Source organism: Jeotgalicoccus psychrophilus DSM 19085 (assembly GCF_000425845.1).
Classification (GTDB): domain Bacteria; phylum Bacillota; class Bacilli; order Staphylococcales; family Salinicoccaceae; genus Jeotgalicoccus; species Jeotgalicoccus psychrophilus.
Genome location: NZ_AUEF01000010.1, coordinates 40,300 through 58,216, shown reverse-complemented (window position 1 = coordinate 58,216; position 17,917 = coordinate 40,300). Strand labels below are relative to the sequence as shown.

20 protein-coding genes and 1 pseudogene are annotated in these 17,917 nt (G+C 39.8%); 9 read left to right on the top strand and 12 right to left on the bottom strand.

All coding sequences use genetic code 11. The features are described 5' to 3' along the window. Window positions 1–135 precede the first annotated feature (135 nt). Together rpsN and H625_RS0105335 are read right to left on the bottom strand one after the other, a co-directional pair. Window positions 136–405 (bottom strand): 30S ribosomal protein S14, encoded by a 270-nt coding sequence (gene rpsN / locus H625_RS0105340; RefSeq protein WP_026858995.1) that lies wholly within the window; start codon window positions 403–405, stop codon window positions 136–138. A gap of 81 nt (window positions 406–486) precedes the next feature. Next, window positions 487–834, bottom strand: a complete 348-nt coding sequence (locus H625_RS0105335; RefSeq protein WP_026858994.1) for a DUF2200 domain-containing protein — start codon at window positions 832–834, stop codon at window positions 487–489. A 96-nt stretch (window positions 835–930) separates the two neighbouring features. On the opposite strand from H625_RS0105335, the gene H625_RS0105330 reads away from it, so the two are divergent. From H625_RS0105330 to H625_RS0105310, 5 genes and pseudogenes are all read left to right on the top strand, one after another. After that, complete coding sequence (locus H625_RS0105330; RefSeq protein WP_026858993.1) at window positions 931–1,821, top strand: SAP domain-containing protein; 891 nt, start codon at window positions 931–933, stop codon at window positions 1,819–1,821. An 87-nt stretch (window positions 1,822–1,908) separates the two neighbouring features. Further along, window positions 1,909–2,604, top strand: a pseudogene (locus H625_RS14020) (SDR family oxidoreductase). Between the two features lie 165 nt (window positions 2,605–2,769). Then, on the top strand, window positions 2,770–3,948 hold the full coding sequence (locus tag H625_RS0105320) for an amidohydrolase (protein ID WP_026858992.1): 1,179 nt from the start codon (window positions 2,770–2,772) through the stop codon (window positions 3,946–3,948). Window positions 3,949–3,965: 17 nt separating this feature from the next. Further along, the gene (locus H625_RS0105315) at window positions 3,966–4,763 is read left to right on the top strand and encodes a DUF3100 domain-containing protein (protein ID WP_026858991.1); all 798 of its coding nucleotides are present in this window, start codon (window positions 3,966–3,968) and stop codon (window positions 4,761–4,763) included. Window positions 4,764–4,767: 4 nt separating this feature from the next. Next, entirely contained in the window at window positions 4,768–5,220 is a 453-nt protein-coding gene (locus H625_RS0105310; protein WP_026858990.1) for a hypothetical protein, read from the top strand. A 45-nt stretch (window positions 5,221–5,265) separates the two neighbouring features. On the opposite strand, the gene H625_RS0105305 is transcribed toward H625_RS0105310, so the two are convergent. The 7 genes from H625_RS0105305 to H625_RS0105275 all read right to left on the bottom strand — a co-directional run bounded on the left by H625_RS0105305 (window position 5,266) and on the right by H625_RS0105275 (window position 11,921). After that, the gene (locus H625_RS0105305; RefSeq protein ID WP_026858989.1) at window positions 5,266–5,664 is read right to left on the bottom strand and encodes a hypothetical protein; all 399 of its coding nucleotides are present in this window, start codon (window positions 5,662–5,664) and stop codon (window positions 5,266–5,268) included. A 32-nt stretch (window positions 5,665–5,696) separates the two neighbouring features. Next, window positions 5,697–6,209 carry a cupin domain-containing protein gene (locus tag H625_RS0105300; protein WP_084135755.1) on the bottom strand — a complete coding sequence of 171 codons (513 nt, stop codon included), beginning with the start codon at window positions 6,207–6,209 and terminating at the stop codon, window positions 5,697–5,699. Between the two features lie 107 nt (window positions 6,210–6,316). Next, window positions 6,317–7,963, bottom strand: a complete 1,647-nt coding sequence (locus tag H625_RS0105295; protein WP_026858987.1) for a BCCT family transporter — start codon at window positions 7,961–7,963, stop codon at window positions 6,317–6,319. A 484-nt stretch (window positions 7,964–8,447) separates the two neighbouring features. Further along, a complete protein-coding gene (locus tag H625_RS0105290; protein ID WP_026858986.1) occupies window positions 8,448–8,912 on the bottom strand; it encodes a pyrimidine dimer DNA glycosylase/endonuclease V in 465 nt (154 codons plus the stop codon). Window positions 8,913–8,931: 19 nt separating this feature from the next. Then, a complete protein-coding gene (locus H625_RS0105285; protein ID WP_026858985.1) occupies window positions 8,932–9,864 on the bottom strand; it encodes an RluA family pseudouridine synthase in 933 nt (310 codons plus the stop codon). 160 nt (window positions 9,865–10,024) lie between these two features. Next, on the bottom strand, window positions 10,025–10,465 hold the full coding sequence (locus H625_RS0105280) for an SRPBCC family protein (protein WP_026858984.1): 441 nt from the start codon (window positions 10,463–10,465) through the stop codon (window positions 10,025–10,027). A 64-nt stretch (window positions 10,466–10,529) separates the two neighbouring features. After that, window positions 10,530–11,921: a YfcC family protein gene (locus tag H625_RS0105275; protein WP_026858983.1), complete on the bottom strand. Its 1,392-nt coding sequence runs from the start codon at window positions 11,919–11,921 to the stop codon at window positions 10,530–10,532. Between the two features lie 156 nt (window positions 11,922–12,077). Between H625_RS0105275 and H625_RS0105270 the strand changes: the two genes are divergently transcribed. The 4 genes from H625_RS0105270 to H625_RS0105255 all read left to right on the top strand — a co-directional run bounded on the left by H625_RS0105270 (window position 12,078) and on the right by H625_RS0105255 (window position 15,304). Next, complete coding sequence (locus tag H625_RS0105270) at window positions 12,078–14,072, top strand: catalase (RefSeq protein ID WP_026858982.1); 1,995 nt, start codon at window positions 12,078–12,080, stop codon at window positions 14,070–14,072. Window positions 14,073–14,179: 107 nt separating this feature from the next. Further along, the gene (locus H625_RS0105265) at window positions 14,180–14,416 is read left to right on the top strand and encodes a glutaredoxin family protein (RefSeq protein WP_026858981.1); all 237 of its coding nucleotides are present in this window, start codon (window positions 14,180–14,182) and stop codon (window positions 14,414–14,416) included. A gap of 85 nt (window positions 14,417–14,501) precedes the next feature. After that, window positions 14,502–14,657 carry a hypothetical protein gene (locus tag H625_RS13575; RefSeq protein WP_156897184.1) on the top strand — a complete coding sequence of 52 codons (156 nt, stop codon included), beginning with the start codon at window positions 14,502–14,504 and terminating at the stop codon, window positions 14,655–14,657. Next, the gene (locus H625_RS0105255; protein WP_026858980.1) at window positions 14,657–15,304 is read left to right on the top strand and encodes a DsbA family oxidoreductase; all 648 of its coding nucleotides are present in this window, start codon (window positions 14,657–14,659) and stop codon (window positions 15,302–15,304) included. The genes H625_RS13575 and H625_RS0105255 overlap by 1 nt, the downstream gene beginning before the upstream one ends. Before the next feature lie 200 nt (window positions 15,305–15,504). Here H625_RS0105255 and H625_RS0105250 read toward each other — a convergent pair whose 3' ends face one another. From H625_RS0105250 to fmdA, 3 genes are all read right to left on the bottom strand, one after another. Next, a complete protein-coding gene (locus tag H625_RS0105250) occupies window positions 15,505–16,287 on the bottom strand; it encodes a glycerate kinase (RefSeq protein ID WP_026858979.1) in 783 nt (260 codons plus the stop codon). A 78-nt stretch (window positions 16,288–16,365) separates the two neighbouring features. Next, window positions 16,366–16,629 carry an FmdB family zinc ribbon protein gene (locus H625_RS0105245; RefSeq protein WP_026858978.1) on the bottom strand — a complete coding sequence of 88 codons (264 nt, stop codon included), beginning with the start codon at window positions 16,627–16,629 and terminating at the stop codon, window positions 16,366–16,368. Beyond that, window positions 16,630–17,817 (bottom strand): formamidase, encoded by a 1,188-nt coding sequence (gene fmdA / locus H625_RS0105240; protein ID WP_026858977.1) that lies wholly within the window; start codon window positions 17,815–17,817, stop codon window positions 16,630–16,632. Window positions 17,818–17,917 lie beyond the last annotated feature (100 nt).

The window sequence follows — 17,917 nt, the reverse complement described above, 5'->3', positions numbered from 1 at the left end:
TAAATAGTTTGATTCTTACGACAATTCTAATATTATATCTAATAAAAATCAAATATTTTTTCACTCTGTGTGAAAAAAATGGATAAAAAAACTGCACAAACCAAATATAATTCGGTTCATGCAGTATTTAAAATTTTACCAGCTGGCCTTTTTCACTCCTGGGATCTGGCCTTTGTGTGCGAGTTCTCTGAACTTAATACGTGACAGCCCAAAGTCTCTGATGACACCTCTCGGGCGTCCGGTAATCTGGCATCTATTTGTTAATCTGGCCGGTGATGAGTCTCTCGGTAATTTCTGCAATCCTTCGTAATCACCGTTCGCTTTCATTTCCGCTCTCAGATCTTTGTATCGTTCTACCATTTCCTGACGCTTTAATTCTTTTGCTACTTTTGATTTTTTAGCCATATCAGCTCTCCTTCTATATAAATCGAAATTATTACGCTTTACAATATAACATATGCCTCCCAAAGCCTCAATAAAATCGTTCTAGCGTAATATTTTCTCCATCTTTTTGCCCTTTGCCAGCTCATCAATCATTTTATCCATGTAACGGATTTCCTGCATCAGCGGTTCTTCTATCTCTTCCACTCTGACCCCGCAAATCACACCTTTAACTTCTTTTCTCGCCGGATTCATTGCCGGTGCCTGCTCAAAGAATTCTTCAAAGTTTACTTCTTTGTTAATTTGTTTTTTTAGCTCTTCCTCAGAATAACCAGTCAGCCAAAGAATAATTTCATCAACTTCTTCTTTCGTTCTCTCTTTACGTTCTGCCTTGGTAATATAGTGAGGATACACACTGCTGAAGCTCATTTTATAAATTTTATGTTCTGCCATAGTTCTCCACCTCTTTAAAATAGTAATTAACTGACATAGTTCATTGATTCATTTATAATAATATACGAACATACGTTTGTACAGGGTGTGATATATATGAAATTAGATGCTGTTGAAGTGCTTTTTTTACATTATGTGAATGGTAAAACTGAAGAGGAAGCTCTCCAGTATGAATTCTGGCTAAATGAATACAACCGCGAGCCACAGCACCTTTTAAATCAGCTGATTAATACAGGCGCTGTTTATCAATCATACGATTTATCCGTCACACTGACTAAGTTTACAGTTCCTATTATAAAGGACTTGCTTAAAAACTCAGGCATTAAAGTCTCGGGGACCAAAAAAGATTTAATCGCTCGTGTAAAAGAGCATCGGGAATTTATCGATATAACAGCGCTCGATATCAACGGCGTATACGTCGTCGATGATTCACTTTCCACGTTTTTGCACGACACTGTTTTTATCAATTATATTAGTCTGCATGGGCCAATCAGTATTCACGAAGCGTATTCTTACTACACTGATCACCCTGACCTGAATGTGTCTGAAATTATTATTGCACTGCATGAACGTAAAATTACTGATAGCATTAACAAACCAAATAAATACGAGGCAGTGAAATGTCATCATCTGCTGTCGGAATACTACAGTACTGAATTGAATGATATCCATAAAAGCCTGTACCACCTAAATCAATTCACCATGCTGATTATTCTGCAGTCTATCCGCAGATATATACAGGAAGAAGCAGCTGTGCAATATGATTTGTTCTTTAATATCGATAACTACACTGTCGAGAAATACCGCAATTTGTTACTCATGAAACAATTCACGATTAATGAGCTGTATGATCAGCTGCTCGAACATTCAAAAGATCTGCCTTACAGTGAGGAACATATTACTCTGGCAGCACAATTCATCATCCGGTATATTATCGGCAGCGAACATTCTTCAGTAAAATTGGTAAAGGCTCTGAATGACGGTTAGTTAAAATTGGAACCTTTTTACTGTCTTAACATGTGCGTTATATGTTTTTTAAATAGAAGAGAAAACAATTTAAGGACTGTTTTATTTATGGCAAAACGTTTTAAAGACAAAGTAATCCTTATGACAGGTGCCGCTTCCGGCCTCGGGTAAGATGCAGCAGTAAAAGTCGCCTCTGAAGGTGCTAAATTAGTGCTTGCAGATTTAAATGAAGAGGCTCTGAAAGAAACAGCAGAGTTAATTAAAACAGAAAACAGCAATGCTGAAGTTCTGTCGATTAAAGCAGGTATCGAAGGCAAATAGAATCTGACAGAAGATTACGGTTCAGATGAGTTCCAAAAAGCTGTGAACATTAACCTGAACGGTGTGTTCTTCGGTATGAAACACGTGCTTAAAGTGATGAAAGAACAAGGCTGCGGTTCAATCGTTAACACAACATCAGTCGGCGGCATCCGCAGTGTTGGCAACCAGTCCGGTTACTCGGCAACAAAACACGGTGTAGTTGGTCTGACACGCAACTCTGCTGTCGAATACGGTCAGTTCGGTGTAACGATTAACGCAATTGCACCTGGTGCGATTATGACGGCAATGGTTGAAGGTTCGTTGAAACAAATGGATCCGGACAACTGGGAAGAAGCGGGTAAACAATTCGTTTCAGTTAACCCGTTGAAACGTTTCGGTAAACCTGAAGAAGTATCGGGTCTTGTTGCATTCCTGTGATCAGAAGCAGGATTCATCAACGGTGCAGTAATTAACGTTGACGGCGGACAATCTTACAAATACTAAAGTTATATTTAGACATTTATTTAGACGAAAGCAGTTCTCTGCTTCCGTCTTTTTTTATGCATTTTATTCAATTTATAATAATTTTAGATTATTTTGACTTGTTAAATAATTAAGCATATAATTTGTCATTATCCAATATTTATATAAAACAAAGGGGATGGGAAAATGGATAGTTTATTTAAGACGTTAGACAGTTTGAATGAGGAAATTATATCGATCCGAAGACATTTACACAAGTATCCGGAATTATCGTTTGAAGAAGTAGAAACACCGGCATACATTGCTGAATTTCATGAGAAATTAGGACATACAGTTAAAACTGGAGTTGGCGGCAATGGTGTTCTTGCATATTTAAAAGGATCTCACGATGGACCGACTGTGGCACTTCGTGCAGACTTCGATGCTCTGCCGATACATGAAGAAACAGATTTGGAATTCCAGTCTGTAAATGATGGCGTCATGCACGCATGCGGACATGATGGACATACAGCAACACTGCTTGGTGTTGCCAAAGCTTTAAATAAACATAAAGAAGAACTTCATGGAAATGTTGTGTTTATACATCAACATGCTGAAGAATTGCCGCCGGGCGGAGCCAAACCGATGATTGAAGACGGCGCACTTGAAGGCGTCGATGTAATCTTCGGTACCCACCTGCAAGCCCAGATGCCTTTATACGAAATTAATTACAGAACCGATGAACTCCAAGCTTCTTCAGATTCTTTTGAAGTAACGATTCTTGGTAAAGGCGGGCATGGTGCGATGCCTCAAGATACAAAAGACAGTATTTTAATTGCATCACAGCTTGTCGATAACTTTCAGCAGATTGTCAGTAGACGTGTAAATCCGCTTCAATCAGCTGTTTTATCGGTATGTTCATTTGAGGCAATTGGTCCTTACAACGTTATTGCCAACACGGCAAAAATTAAAGGGACTGTAAGAACCCTGAATGAACAGACTAGAGAATTGATGGAAAAAGAAATGAAACGCGTCATTGAAGGTACATGTCATCTAAGCGGCGCTGATTTTGAATTTAAATATGAGCGCGGTTACCCTGTTCTCATTAATCATAAAGAAGAAACTGAATTTGTTATGAATGTTGCAGAAACTGTGCCGGAAGTTAAAGAAATTAAAGAAACTGAACCGATTATGGGTGGAGAAGATTATTCTTATTACCTGCAAGAAGTAAAAGGGACTTATTTCTTTACCGGAGCACAGCCTGAAGGCGTTGAAGATCCATATCCTCATCATCATCCAAAGTTTGATATTGATGAAAAGTCATTAGTTGTTGCATCTAAAATACTAGCAAAATCAACAATGGAATATATGTCAAAAAATAAGTAACCACAAGGGAGCAGCTTATGGACAATACTACGACACATTTATGGAAAGACTGGCGTTTGCATCTGGTAGTAGTCGGTATAGTTATCATTACAGAACTCATCGGTACTCATGAAATACCTGTTGGGCCAGGGGCGATACTGCTGTTGCCTATGCTCTATGCAGTTATTATCGGTCTTGCAACATTCTTTACACCTCTCATAAATAAAAAACAATCGAAGAAAGCTGAAAGCCTGGTATTTATGTCAGTGACATTGCTAATTGCAAAATTCGGCGTTCAGGCGGGACCAGCTCTGCCAGAATTAATTCAGGCAGGACCAGCATTAATATTGCAAGAATTTGGGAATCTGGCAACAATTTTAGTAGCACTCCCTCTTGCAGTCATGCTGGGCTTAAAGCGTGAAACTATAGGTATGACTCACTCTATCGGCAGAGAGGCGAATCTTGCATTAATCTCAGAGAAATACGGGATCTCTTCTCCTGAAGGACGCGGTGTTGTATCGATGTATATATTCGGTACAATATTCGGGGCGATATTTCTTGGCCTAACCTCCGGGTTATTTGCATCCATTCTGCCAATCAGCCCATTATCCTTCGCCATGGCAACAGGAATTGGCAGCGGAAGTATGACTGCCGCCTCTCTAGGTCCTCTGGTAGCAATGTACCCTGAACAAAGTGAATTAATTACGGCTTATTCAGGGGCTAGTAATCTTCTTACTTCGGTGACCGGATTGTATATGAGTATATTTATCGGTTTACCGCTGGCAGAAAAATATTACAGCTTAGTAACTAAATTAAAATCGAAGAGAAGAGGATGAGATAATGTTAGAGAAATTAACAGATTGGACCTTAACACTTTCCCTTGTGGCTGCAATGACACTGCTCGGCAACTTTATCGGCTATGAAGTGATGCCGCTGGCAGCTTTACCTGGTATTATCAGTTTAATGGTCATCGTTTTAATCGGCATGGTCATTCATGAAATTCTTCCTTTCAAGCTGCCCGCCATAGCGTATATCGGGATTCTCGCTTTTGTCCTAACTATTCCCGGAGTACCGGGTGCAGAAAAAATATCTGAATGGACATCCGAAGTTAACCTGCTGTCGCTGACCACACCAATTCTTGCATATGCTGGTATTTCAATAGGTAATTCCTGGGCCGACTTTGCAAAGATGGGCTGGAAAACTATTATTATCGGAATGCTGGTCTTATTAGGAACGTATCTGGGTTCAGCGGTTATTGCAGAAATAATTTTAAGAATGCAAGGGATTGTATAAATTCTACATAGAAAAACGGAAGCAAAGAACTGCTTCCGTCTTTTTTTATTCAAAACTGTCTTGTGAGAATTCTTTATACCCTGTAACTTTTTGCTTTTCGTAAAATTCTTCAAAACGTTTTACAGTATCTTCATAACTCAATCCGTCGAGGTGGTAAATCTTGCCGAAGTTTTCTGTCTCCATTGCCGGCAGTGCTTCGATAGTATAACCCTTTTCATCTTTAATACACTGCAGCGTGTCAACTTCCAACCCCCAGTTGTGGAACGACAGCGTCGCAAAACTGTCTTCCTCATCTATGATATCTTTTAGCGCACTTTCAACTTGTGACCATGTCGGATTTTGGTAGTCATCGAGACCGGTTGAAAGCTCGGAATAAGCCTCTTGCGTTTTCTGTTCTGCATCACCTTTATCGTCACTTTGTTTCAGAAAATCAAATATCCCCATATTATTACACTCCTCTGTATATTTCGGATAGTCTATTCGTCTTTCCAATATTTAAATAAAGGACCATCCGCACCAAATACCGGATCATTATCAGGTATAGGCACATTTCTTATATTTTTAAGTTTTTCTTCGCGTTCTTCTTTTTTACCATAGCAGAAGTCATATTCTTTGCCGTCAGGATATGCGCCGTACACTGCAAAGTCCGGACTGCTGTCAATATTCTTATGACCGAATCCTGCCGGGATAACCGCAACATCTCCTGCTTCGACTTTAACTTTTGTACCCTCTTCACCGCCGAGATGCAGCCTTGCTGTACCGCTGTCTACAACAATCACCTCATGCGTTATGCTGTGGTAGTGATGATAAGGCGCTACGCCGCCTTTCCATATACCGCGCCAATTGTTATCACTTAATATTTTTTCTGTATCATCGTTTTCTTCTATAACGTTTTTATAATGCAGCAAGGGATAAAATGGATGATTCGGTATCATCCCGTCATCAGGATGCTTCAGAGGTGTGATTTCAATTTCTGCTGCTTTTCTCAAAACTACGTCCTCCTAAAATTTCATATACATATATTTGCCCGTTTTCATCGAATTGTAATCATTAAAAAAAGGATGCCGGTGAGTCCGGCATCCTTTTTGAAGTTATTCTATTTATCTTCTTTCGTTTCCGCTTCAACTTCAGGCGGCTGTTCATCCGGAAGTGTTTCTTCAAACGCCTCGCGTTTTTCTTCCAGTTCTTTTTGTGTATCTTCTCTGTAACTTGATTCAAAAATCAGCTGCTGTTTCTCCAGCTGGATAATGCCATGCTCACTGCGCAATGCTTTGTATAGTGATATTGCCAGCATAATCACGATAAACGTGAATGGGAATGCCGCAATTAACATCGCCATCTGGAGAGCATTCAAACCACCGGAAGCAAGTAATACCATTGCTGTAGCAGCTAAGATACCGCCCCAGATTAATTTAACTTTAAGCGGCGGGTTCAATGAACCGCCAGTTGTCAGCATACTGAGAACGAACGTACCGCTGTCTGCTGAAGTGACGAAGAATGACGCAATCAGCAATATCGCAATACCCATAATGAGCGGTGCCGCCGGATAGTTTTCAAGGAATGCGAATAGTGCTACTTCGTTACCCTGCGTCTCTATCAGACTGTAAAGTCCGCCGCCAAGAATGTTATCTGTTTCAATACCTGCAACACCGAAAATTGCGAACCATAGTGCACTGAAGAGTACCGGAACACCCATTACACCAATGATGAATTCACGGATTGTTCTGCCTCGTGAAACACGTGCGATAAAGCTTCCGACGAATGCAGCCCAGCCAATCCACCAAGCCCAGTAGAATAATGTCCAGCTGTCGAGGAACCCTCTGTCACCAACAAATGAGTTCATGTTAAATGTCATACTCACTAAGTTCTGCAGATAGTTTCCGGTATTCGTCATAAATGATTCAATCATTAATACTGAGGAGCCAAATACAAATACGAAAATCATTAATGCAATTGCAATAACAACGTTACCCATACTTAAATAACGAATACCTTTGTTAAGCCCTGTCACTGCTGATGCGATAAAGGCAATTGTAATAATAATAACTACTATCATCTGTGTCAGCAGATTATTTTCTATCGCATCAAAGCTGTAGCTTAAGCCTGCTGTAATCTGAGTTGCCCCGAGACCAAGCGACGTTGCAATACCGAAAATTGTACCGAATACTGCTATAACGTCAACTGTTGTACCCATCCAGCCTTTTGATCTTTCACCAATTAAAGGTGACAGTGCTGAACTCATTAGCAGCGGTGCGTTGTGTCTGAAGTTGAAATATGCCAGTGCCAGTCCAACTACTGCATATACTGCCCATGGGTGAAGTCCCCAGTGAAATAATGTATATTGTAGTGCTTCCTGCTGAGCAAGTGCCGTGCCGCCTTCTGTAATCGGCGGGTTGTGGAAATGTGTCAGCGGTTCATTTACACCGTAAAATACAAGTCCGACACCCATACCTGCTGTGAACAGGAACGAGAACCATGTGAAATAGCTGTACTGAGGTTTTTCATCCTGTTTACCTAAACGAATCTTACCGTAAGGACTGATAACAAGATAAAGTGCAAAAATTACAAAGCCCGTCATTGCGAGCATATATACCCAGCCGAGTTCATTAGAAATAAAATTGTTAATATAACCTAAAATAGTTTCCAGATTCGCCGGGAAAAACGCGCCCCATAAAATAAATACAAATGCGACAGCAAGTGAAATATAGAATACAGGGGTTACTGTTGATTTTCTGTTTCTCATGAAATATCCTCCTTATTAAATTATGATGTCTCATATAAAGACATACTAAAAAAGAGAGGTCTCTATATAAGATAATCAGTGATTCTGTATCACTTTACTTTTTTTGAGAAAAAAGATGGAAAATGCATGTGCACTCCAGAAAAAATGAAATAAAAGCGGTGACGTTAAATAATGTCTGAGTAATACTTCAAGACAATAATGCATTGCGAATAGAATCGCACGACAAAGGGATGCATAGTTAAATATGCTCTAAACAACTAATAATGATAACATGGATAATGGTAAAATTAAACATCTCCAGGACATGAATGCGTTTTAACTCCTTCATTAGTGTATTTTTACATAAATAATTCCCTGTTTTTGTCTACTATAAACTTATATTGCCAACATGACTGAAATACAGCATTCAAATCCCGCGCTGATAAAAAATATTTCAGATAAAAATAATCAGGCTCAGACTTTTTTAAAAAGTCTGAGCCTGATTTCATTTTATATTGCAGCGCGGTGATATTTTATCCAGCCGCCATTTATCAAATAATAATTGTTCATAACGTCCGTAAACTGCTTCACCGTATAACTTTTCATCACCGTAAACGAAGAAAGGCGGAATTTGCTCAGGATTAAACTTAGACTTGTGCGCCTCAACAATCTCACTGAGTGCAGACAAATCCTTCCTGAATTCAATTGAGCGCTTCCCTCCACGCCGTTGATGCTCCTCATCCAGCTCTCTAAGCAAAGCATGTGCATCAAGTATATAAGGGTATCCTTCATTATAAATAGACTTCACAATCGGATGAGTAAGATAACGGGTATTCGTTTCAATAATTTTCATTTCTCCAAGACAGACCCGGATAATTTGATACATTTCCAGCACCTGTTTAGACAGCCGTCGATTATCTAAAAATTGCGCACTTATCTTATGATTTTCGTGCACTCTGAAGATTTGCATACTCCACCCCGTTTTCTACTTAAAATCCTCTAGTAAATGATGCTGGTGTTTCAGATTCAAAGCGCATGACTTTACCACTAGTCGGATGAGTAAATTTAATTACATTCGCATGAAGCCCAAGTCTGTTAATCGCATTAATCTCAGAACCGTATTTTTTATCGCCGACAATTGGATGTCCGAGCTCCTGCATGTGTACACGAATCTGATTTTTACGCCCTGTTTCCAAGTTCACTTTCAATAATGAGAATCTGCGATTCGTTTTCAGCACTTTATAATGTGTAATCGCTTTTTGACCATGATTTGGTTTCGGACTTGAGTGCATCATAAATGTCTTGTCCTCTGTAAGCCATGATGTAATTGTTCCATCTTTTTTTACGATACCTTCTACAAGTGCTACATATGAACGTTCCTGCACAGTTTCAGTCCATGCCTTTTGCAGGCGCTGCTGAACCATTTTACTGCGCGCAAATATCATTACACCGGAAGTGTCACGGTCCAGACGATGCACGATAAATACCCGGTTATTCGCGTGAATGCTCTGTACATATTCCATCAGCTGTTTGTAAGCAGTCATTTGACGCTCCTGCTTTGAGCCCATAGATAAAATGCCGCTTTCCTTATCAATGACAATCAAATCATCATCTTCGTGGAGTATACTCACACCTTTTAATTTCGCACTTGTTGAAGCCACACGTGCGCGTATTTGAACATGATCCCTCGGTTTTAATACTTGGTCGAACTGCGTTGTCGGTTTGTCATTGACTACGATCTGCCCGCGTTTCAAAATACCTTTAACAGCATTACGGCTTTTTGACGGCATTACTTTGAATAAAAATTCAAGTACCTCTGTATGTTCTTTTACTGTCCACTCTTCGTGACGCGGTGCATTTTGGTTAGCTTTTGGTTTTGCTTTTGCTTTGGCATTTGGTCTAGCTTTTGGTCTCTTTTTCATTCTGAAATCCCTCTACTCTTTCTTATTTCTAAGCTTTTCACGATACTAAGCGATTACTCTATTGTACTTTGTATATTCCTTAATTACAGTAAAATATTCATATAAAAAGCTGCCTGTCGAAATTCGACAGGCAGCTTGCACTTTTTAGAAATACATAAGATTAATTTTCTCTGGTTACTGCTTCTTCCAGTTTCTTCATTTCTTTGTTCATCACTGATTTAACGACAGGTTTTGCTGTCATTGCAAACACCCTGACGCCCATGCTGCTTTCTATCGTAGACTTCACAGTTAGTTCTGAGTAATCACCAGCCGGTTCAACATTAAATAACGTTGTTATAACGCCCTGTTTAAGCTTAGTTTTCATAACAATTCTGTTGTTTTCAACGTATTCAGTGATTTCATTTCTGAAACGGTATGTTTTATTTCTAACGCCCAGCGTTATTCTGAATTTCGTCCCTTTTGAACGTTTGCCTTTTGTATTATATTCTATATCTTTCAGAATACTAAAGATCTTTTTTAATTGTTCATCATCATTTATCACCGAAAAAATCTCTCTAGGTGATGCTGCCAGTTTGTCGTTATGATAGTTGTATATTTCCATATGTAATAACTCCCCTTTGTGTTTATACTACATTATAACTAGTTTGATGGAGGTAATTTCTCTCCTAAAATGGCCCAAGATTAATGAGCACTGCGACTGTTAAAAGAACAAACGCTATGCCTGTCCATATTAAAAACAGCGGGAAAAACCACTTAGCCCATTTAATCCATGACACACCTGCGACCGCAAGACTTGCCATCAACGGACCCGAAGTTGGAAACAGTACGTTAGAAAAACCGTCACCGAACTGAAATGCCAGTACGCTGACCTGTCTCGTAATACCAATCATATCCGCAAGCGGTGTCTGTATCGGCATCATAATTGCTGCCTGCCCGCTCCCTGAAGGTACAAAGAAATTAAATACAGAGTTCATTACAAACATACCGATTGCTGTTGCCACAGGCGGTAAAGCAGATAATGGCTGTGACAGCGCATTAACAAGTGTATCCAGAATCTGACCGTTTTCCATAATCACAAGCACCGCTCTCGCAAGTCCGATAATTAATGCACCGTATACGAGATTCTTACACCCTTCCAAGAATGTAATTGCGATTGTATTGTAGTTCATTCCTGCTATTAATCCCGCAACTAAACCAATAATAACAAAAAATGCTGCCATATGATCTGTGGTCCATTGAAATTTAACTACTGCAAAAACGAAGAATATTAATGCCGCTGCCGTCCACAGTAAAATAATTTTATGACGACTTGTAAATGTCTCATCAAAATTCAGTTTGTCTTCACCACCTGCTTCGATACCAATCAGGCTTCTTGAAGGGTCATTTAATATTTTTCTGCAGTAGCGCCATGTATACCAAATCGTCACTCCGACAAGCAGAACGAATGCAATCAGTCTGAACGTCATACCGGAAAATAACGGAAGTTCTGAGATGTTATGTGCAACTCCTACTGTGTATGGATTAAGAAACCCTGCAGAAAAACCGATAAATGCTGCATTGAACGTAATTGCCACTGCGACAATCGCATCGAGTTTTAAAGCTTTTACAAGGAGTACCCCTATTGCGACGAACGGAATTACTGAGTTCGCAAGTGCACCGACAGCTCCGCCGAGAGCAAACAGTATAATTATTGTTGCAATCAGCAGGAATTCTTTCCCTCTCATTCTATCAATTGCCGAATAAATCCCTGTATGTATCGCACCTGATTTATTAATAATCTCAAACATCCCGCCGGCAAATAATACTAAGAAGATTAATCCCGCACTTTCAACCATTCCCGTTTGAACTGACATAAATATATCCATAAAACCAGCTGGTGCAGATTCCACATTTTCATATGTACCTGAAACGATAGTTGTAATTCCATCGTTTTCGATTCTGTCAAAAGTTCCGGCAGGCACTATGTATGTTGCTGCTACTGCCAGCAGAAGCACCGCAAAAACGATGACATAAGTATCCGGGAATTCCCACTTTTTCTTTTTTAAATCTTTATTCATAAATCTACGCCCCCTTATTTTATCCGAATATTCTAAAATTAGAAAAAGATATTACTATACTATCATATATAAATGATTAAAATTATTTAAAATTTTATTAACCGAATTGTAGAAGGGTATTTATAATATGTATTTTATTTCAGGAGGGGATCTTTAATGTCTAGAAAGAAAGACGAGCTGAATCAGCGTGATACGATCGATAACACGAAAAATGCACCGCTTACGACGAATCAGGGACTGCCTGTCAGTGAAGACGAATTTTCATTAAAAGCTGGTGAACGCGGTCCAACTTTAATGGAAGACTTCCATTTCCGCGAAAAAATGACCCATTTTGACCATGAAAGAATTCCGGAACGTGTTGTTCACGCCCGCGGTTTTGGTGTTCATGGTGAATTCGAAGTTTACGAATCATTGGAAAAATATACAAAAGCTAAATTCCTAACAGAACCCGGTAAGAAAACTCCTGTTTTTACAAGATTTTCTACAGTTGCCGGAAGCCGCGGTTCAATGGATATTCCGCGTGATGTACGCGGTTTTGCGACTAAATTTTATACAGATGAAGGGAACTTTGACTTGGTAGGTAATAACATGCCGGTCTTCTTTATGCAGGATGCAATTAAATTCCCGGACTTTGTCCACGCAGTTAAACCAGAACCGCATAATGAAATGCCTCAGGCTGCTTCTGCACATAATACTTTCTGGGATTATGTCTCGATGAATACAGAAAGTGCGCATATGGTAATGTGGCTGATGAGTGACCGTGCGATTCCTAAGAGCCTCAGCATGATGGAAGGTTTCGGTGTGCATACATTCAGACTCGTTAATGCTGAAGGTAAAAGCCACTTTGTTAAATTCCACTGGAAACCAAAAGACGGCATGCATTCAGTGTTATGGGATGAAGCTCAGATGATTAATGGTAAAAACATTGATTTCAACCGTCAGACTTTATGGGAGAATATTGAAAAAGGAATTCCTGCAGAATTTGAGCTCGGCCTGCAGATCATCGATGAAGAAGATGAATTCAAAATGGACTTTGATATTCTGGATCCGACTAAATTATGTCCGGAAGAAGATGTGCCTGTACAAATCGTCGGCAAGATGTCGCTGAACCAGAACGTGGACAACTACTTTGCAGAAACTGAGCAGGTTGCATTTCACCCGGGCAGCGTTGTACCCGGCATTGATTTTTCAAATGACCCTCTCTTGCAGGGACGTCTATTCTCGTACACAGACACCCAGTTAATTCGCCTTGGCGGACCAAACTTCCACCAGCTGCCGATTAACCGTCCGATGTGTCCATTTGCTAATAATCAGCGTGACGGCTATGGACAGATGTCGATTCACAAAGGGCAGACTGCACATCATATTAACCATATGAATAATAATCAGCCTGAACCTTTAAGTCCTGAAGAAGGCGGCTATGAACATTACCAGGAAAAAGTGGAAGGACGTAAAGTTCAGGCAAGAAGCGACAGCTTTAAAGATCACTTCAGCCAGGCAAAAATGTTCTTAAACTCACTATCAAAACATGAGAAACAGCATTTATACGATGCAGTAAGTTTTGAACTTGGAAAATGTGATATGGAAATCAGAGAACTTGCCCTTACGAAGCTCTTTAACAATATCGACCGTGATTTAACGGAATACGTTGCAGATCAGGTTGGTGCTGCGGTACCTGCTGAAAATAATGAATCAACTTACGACAAAAGTTCACCTGCTTTAAGTATGATGAATACAAACTTCTCACTTAATACACGTACAGTTGGTGTAATTATTATGCCTGATGTTGCAGAGAAAACTCTGAAAGAAACGAAAGAGAAACTTGAAAAACAGGGGCTTCAGCCTATGTTTATTTCGGATAAAATATATCATATCGGAGATATGACATTAGATGCGACATTCGATACAGTACATGCCGTGCTGTTTGACTCACTAATTGTAATCAGCGGAGAACAACCGCTCCCTGCACCGGCAATTGAAAACCTTGAAATTGCTTATAAGCACAAAAAAGCAATTGGTTTCGGCACCGACTCAGTAAATATATTCGACTCGTTGTCATTCACTAAAGATGACGCAGGTGTTACTGATATCGAACAGGACTTCGATGGCTTCCTAAATGATGTTAAAGCCCACAGAGTGTGGGCAAGATAAATTATATTAAACTGCCCGCAGCTCATTGAGCTGCAGGCAGTTTTTTCGTTATTGAACAATTATCCTGTTAAAATTAAGTAACTAATAGGAATGAAAGAGGAAACTTTATGAGTGAACAGGTAAAAATCTTTACATCAGCAACATGTCCGGTATGCGGTATGGCAAAAGATTTGCTGGATTCTATGGATGTTTCATATAAAGAGGTTAACGTGGATATTAATCCGATTTCCATCGTTAAACTAATCGGCAGCACGAGAAAATTCACAGTGCCCCAGACAATTATTAATGGCCAGATTATTTCAGGTTTTAATCCTGATAAAGTTATCGCAGCAGTGCACGAGTAGCAAGCAGTTTTATCGTGCAATTCCTTCCTGCCTGTTAAAATTATAGACAGTTACAGTTCTACTTTACACGAAAGGAGTTTTAATTGTGAGTGTAAAAGAAAATGAAAATATTACTTCAAAAGAAGAACCTAAAGAAATTAAAGGGATTGAAACTTTAGATCTTGGTACTTCAGGTATGGTATGTGACTTCGAGACCGGTATTTGCGGTCCAATCAACGAAGAGAAAGAGGATAAAAAATAATGAAAATTACAATATGGTCAGATTTCGTCTGTCCGTTCTGCTTTATTGGACAGGCAAACTTAGACAACGCGCTTAAAACATTCGAACATAAAGACGAAGTTGAAATTGAGTACAAGAGTTTCCAGCTGATGCCGGATGCTGAATATACTCCAGGTGAAACGTATGCGGAAACTTTCGCTAAAATGAAAGGTATTCCAGAAGAACGTGCTAAAGGCATGTTTGGACAAGTAACAGAAACTGCTGAACAGGCAGGTGTGGAAATTAATTATGAGACTGCTAAATTAACAAACACACTGGACGCTCACCGCGTATTCCAGTATGCGAAAGAACAAGGTAAAGGCACAGAATTCTTTAAAGCACTATACGATGCACACTTTACAAACGGCGAAGTGCTGAACGATGAAGATACACTAGCACGTCTGTCAGAATCAGTTGGTTTAGACGGTGCTGCTGTACGTGAAATCGTAAATAGCGATCAGTACAACCAGGATGTTAATGTGGATATCTCACAAGCATCAAGCCTTGGTATTCAGGGAGTACCATTCTTCCTCGTTAATGATAAATATTCAATCTCAGGTGCACAGCCCGTTGAATTATTCCAGGAAGCATTGGAAAAGATTTACCACGAAGGACAGGAAACTGAATAATTTGAATCTATAGGGCTGGGATACACATGAAAGTCTTTCATACCAGTCCCGTGAGTTGTGGATACGCATGAAAACATCTCTTACCAATCCCACGAGTTGTGGATACACATGAAAGCATTTCATACCAGTCCCATCATTTTTTAACTAAATAACGGCCGGAAAATCCATCATTAGGATTCTCCGGCCGTTTTCATTTAAAATTACGAACTAATATTCAGCACCCGCATTATCTGTTCAACAGTTTTTTCAATATTCTTTTGTGTCCGTTCACTTTCCATCGCCTGTTCAACAGACACTGGTTCATTCTGAATTGAAAATACCGCATTTATTCCATGATGATTAAGATTGTAAGCATCTTCAGTCAGGCTCCCGCCGACAGCAATAACAGGAATGTTAAACTTTCCAGCCATATTCGCCATGCCTGCAGGTACTTTCCCCATCGATGTCTGTGCATCAATTCTGCCTTCACCCGTAATGACCAAATCTGCGACTTCCATTTCTGATTCAACACCAAGAACATCCATAAACTCGTAGCCCATCGCCTGCAGCATACCGACACCGCCGTCATTCGTTGAACTGCCGCCTAGACCGATGATGAATTTTCTCGCACCATTCTTAAAAGCATGATTAATTAATTCACCGACACCGTAAGTTGTGGTTATAAGCGGATTCAGCTGATCTTTAGACAACAATGTTAACCCGCATGCTGATGCAACTTCTATAATTGCAAGATTTTCCTCTTTAATTAAACCGTATGAAGCTTGAACCGGTGTGCCGAGCGGACCTGTTACTGTTATCTCAACCGTACTGCCGTTCATACCGTCAACGAGTGTTTGGGCGGTACCTTCACCACCGTCAGCCATGGTAAATGATTTTACCAGCGCATCCGAAAACACCTGTTTTATACCATTTTCAACTGCCATATTTGCATCAGCAGAAGACAGGCTCCCTTTAAATGAATCCATACCCACGATCATTTTCATGTAAATCTCCCCTTAATTAACCTCAAATATTAAAGAAACTGTAAAAGCAGACAGCAGTCACCTTTACAGTTTCTTATATTACATCATCCAGGGTCTTGGGTTTCTGTTTTGCTGTTTCATATTACTTTGGGGCAGATTATTTTTAGTTACTACTTTAGGTGTCATACCTTGTTCAATATGACTTTTCAGCTTAGCATCCATTTTGCTTACCTGAAATCCATTGTACACACGTTTTGTTTCTTTGCTACAATCCGGACAGACATCATTAGTAACATCAGAGGACATTGATTTCCATGCATCATGCTCTCCGCATGCTTCACATAAAAAAGTATATCTCGGCATTTATTTCTCCAGCTCCGGAATGATATTTTCGTCAAAAATTTCTTTAGGAAGTGATAATGTACAGCATGCATTAGGTATATCCACTATCCCTGCAATATTCCCCTGTACAGGTGCTGATCCTAACAGCATATATGCCTGCTCTCCGGTGAAGCCGCGCGTTTTTAAGTATTCGATAGCGTTTAGACATGCGTTTCTGTATGCAGTATTTGCATCCAGATAAGTCTGATCACCCGAAAACTCATTAACTGAAATACCTTGGAAAACCAGATATTCATTGTAGTGAGGCATTACAGGTCCCGGCTGGAAAGCAGGATTATGTTCAATCTTATGCTTCTTCATACCGCCTTTAATTACATCTACTTTAAGCTCAATCCATCCCGGCATTTCTATTCCGCCGCAGAATGTAATTTCTCCGTCACCTTGCGAAAAGTGAAGGTCACCAGCAGATAATTTAGCACCTTCAACAAATACAGGGAAATAGATTCTCGATCCTTTGGATAAATTTTTAATATCACAGTTACCACCGTTTTCTCTAGGAGGAACAGTTCTTGCTCCTTCGCGTGCAACACGGTCAAAAGCTTCTCCTTTTAATGTTCCTAAGACAACAGAATCTTCATCTGGCAGTTCTGCTAATGCCGGTACACGCGCGGGATTAGTATCAACTAAAGCTTTCTCTCTTTTATTCCATTTATCCAGTAACTCCTGAGACGGTGCAACACCGATTAAACCAGGATGGATAATACCTGCAAATTTAACGTTAGGGACATGTCTGCTCGTTGCGTAAATCCCTTCAAAATCCCAAATTGATTTTGCAGCATTGGGATAATGATCTACCAGGAAACTACCGCCATTCTCTTTAGCAAAAATGCCATTAAAACCCCACTCATGTGCACTGAATGTGCCAATATCTAAAATATCAACAACGAGTAAGTCACCAGGTTCTACACCATTAATATGGACAGGCCCGCTCAATACGTGAACGCGTTTTAAGTTTACATCTGCAATATCTGAAGGATCGTCATTATTTGAAATCTGACCGTCTGTCCAGTCGAGGCACTCAAGTTTAAATGATTCGCCTGGATTTACGGAGAAGGCTGCGGGGATGTCAGGATGCCAGCGATTGTGACCGGGGTGCTTTTGCTCATGCATTTTCTTGGTTAAATCAATCTCAAAAATTTGTTTTGACATGTAATTCCTCCTAGAGAATAATGAATACAACTTGAGTATATTATTATTATCTGAATATTACAAGCAATTATATGAAAGCGGATACAAATAAAGTGTGATA

Bases quoted from the DNA above. Each gene is read 5' to 3' on its own strand.
- rpsN (WP_026858995.1), bottom strand. From the start codon at position 405: ATGGCTAAAAAATCAAAAGTAGCAAAAGAATTAAAGCGTCAGGAAATG.
- H625_RS0105335 (WP_026858994.1), bottom strand. From the start codon at position 834: ATGGCAGAACATAAAATTTATAAAATGAGCTTCAGCAGTGTGTATCCT.
- H625_RS0105330 (WP_026858993.1), top strand. From the start codon at position 931: ATGAAATTAGATGCTGTTGAAGTGCTTTTTTTACATTATGTGAATGGT.
- H625_RS0105320 (WP_026858992.1), top strand. From the start codon at position 2,770: ATGGATAGTTTATTTAAGACGTTAGACAGTTTGAATGAGGAAATTATA.
- H625_RS0105315 (WP_026858991.1), top strand. From the start codon at position 3,966: ATGGACAATACTACGACACATTTATGGAAAGACTGGCGTTTGCATCTG.
- H625_RS0105310 (WP_026858990.1), top strand. From the start codon at position 4,768: ATGTTAGAGAAATTAACAGATTGGACCTTAACACTTTCCCTTGTGGCT.
- H625_RS0105305 (WP_026858989.1), bottom strand. From the start codon at position 5,664: ATGGGGATATTTGATTTTCTGAAACAAAGTGACGATAAAGGTGATGCA.
- H625_RS0105295 (WP_026858987.1), bottom strand. From the start codon at position 7,963: ATGAGAAACAGAAAATCAACAGTAACCCCTGTATTCTATATTTCACTT.
- H625_RS0105290 (WP_026858986.1), bottom strand. From the start codon at position 8,912: ATGCAAATCTTCAGAGTGCACGAAAATCATAAGATAAGTGCGCAATTT.
- H625_RS0105285 (WP_026858985.1), bottom strand. From the start codon at position 9,864: ATGAAAAAGAGACCAAAAGCTAGACCAAATGCCAAAGCAAAAGCAAAA.
- H625_RS0105280 (WP_026858984.1), bottom strand. From the start codon at position 10,465: ATGGAAATATACAACTATCATAACGACAAACTGGCAGCATCACCTAGA.
- H625_RS0105275 (WP_026858983.1), bottom strand. From the start codon at position 11,921: ATGAATAAAGATTTAAAAAAGAAAAAGTGGGAATTCCCGGATACTTAT.
- H625_RS0105270 (WP_026858982.1), top strand. From the start codon at position 12,078: ATGTCTAGAAAGAAAGACGAGCTGAATCAGCGTGATACGATCGATAAC.
- H625_RS0105265 (WP_026858981.1), top strand. From the start codon at position 14,180: ATGAGTGAACAGGTAAAAATCTTTACATCAGCAACATGTCCGGTATGC.
- H625_RS0105255 (WP_026858980.1), top strand. From the start codon at position 14,657: ATGAAAATTACAATATGGTCAGATTTCGTCTGTCCGTTCTGCTTTATT.
- H625_RS0105250 (WP_026858979.1), bottom strand. From the start codon at position 16,287: ATGAAAATGATCGTGGGTATGGATTCATTTAAAGGGAGCCTGTCTTCT.
- H625_RS0105245 (WP_026858978.1), bottom strand. From the start codon at position 16,629: ATGCCGAGATATACTTTTTTATGTGAAGCATGCGGAGAGCATGATGCA.
- fmdA (WP_026858977.1), bottom strand. From the start codon at position 17,817: ATGTCAAAACAAATTTTTGAGATTGATTTAACCAAGAAAATGCATGAG.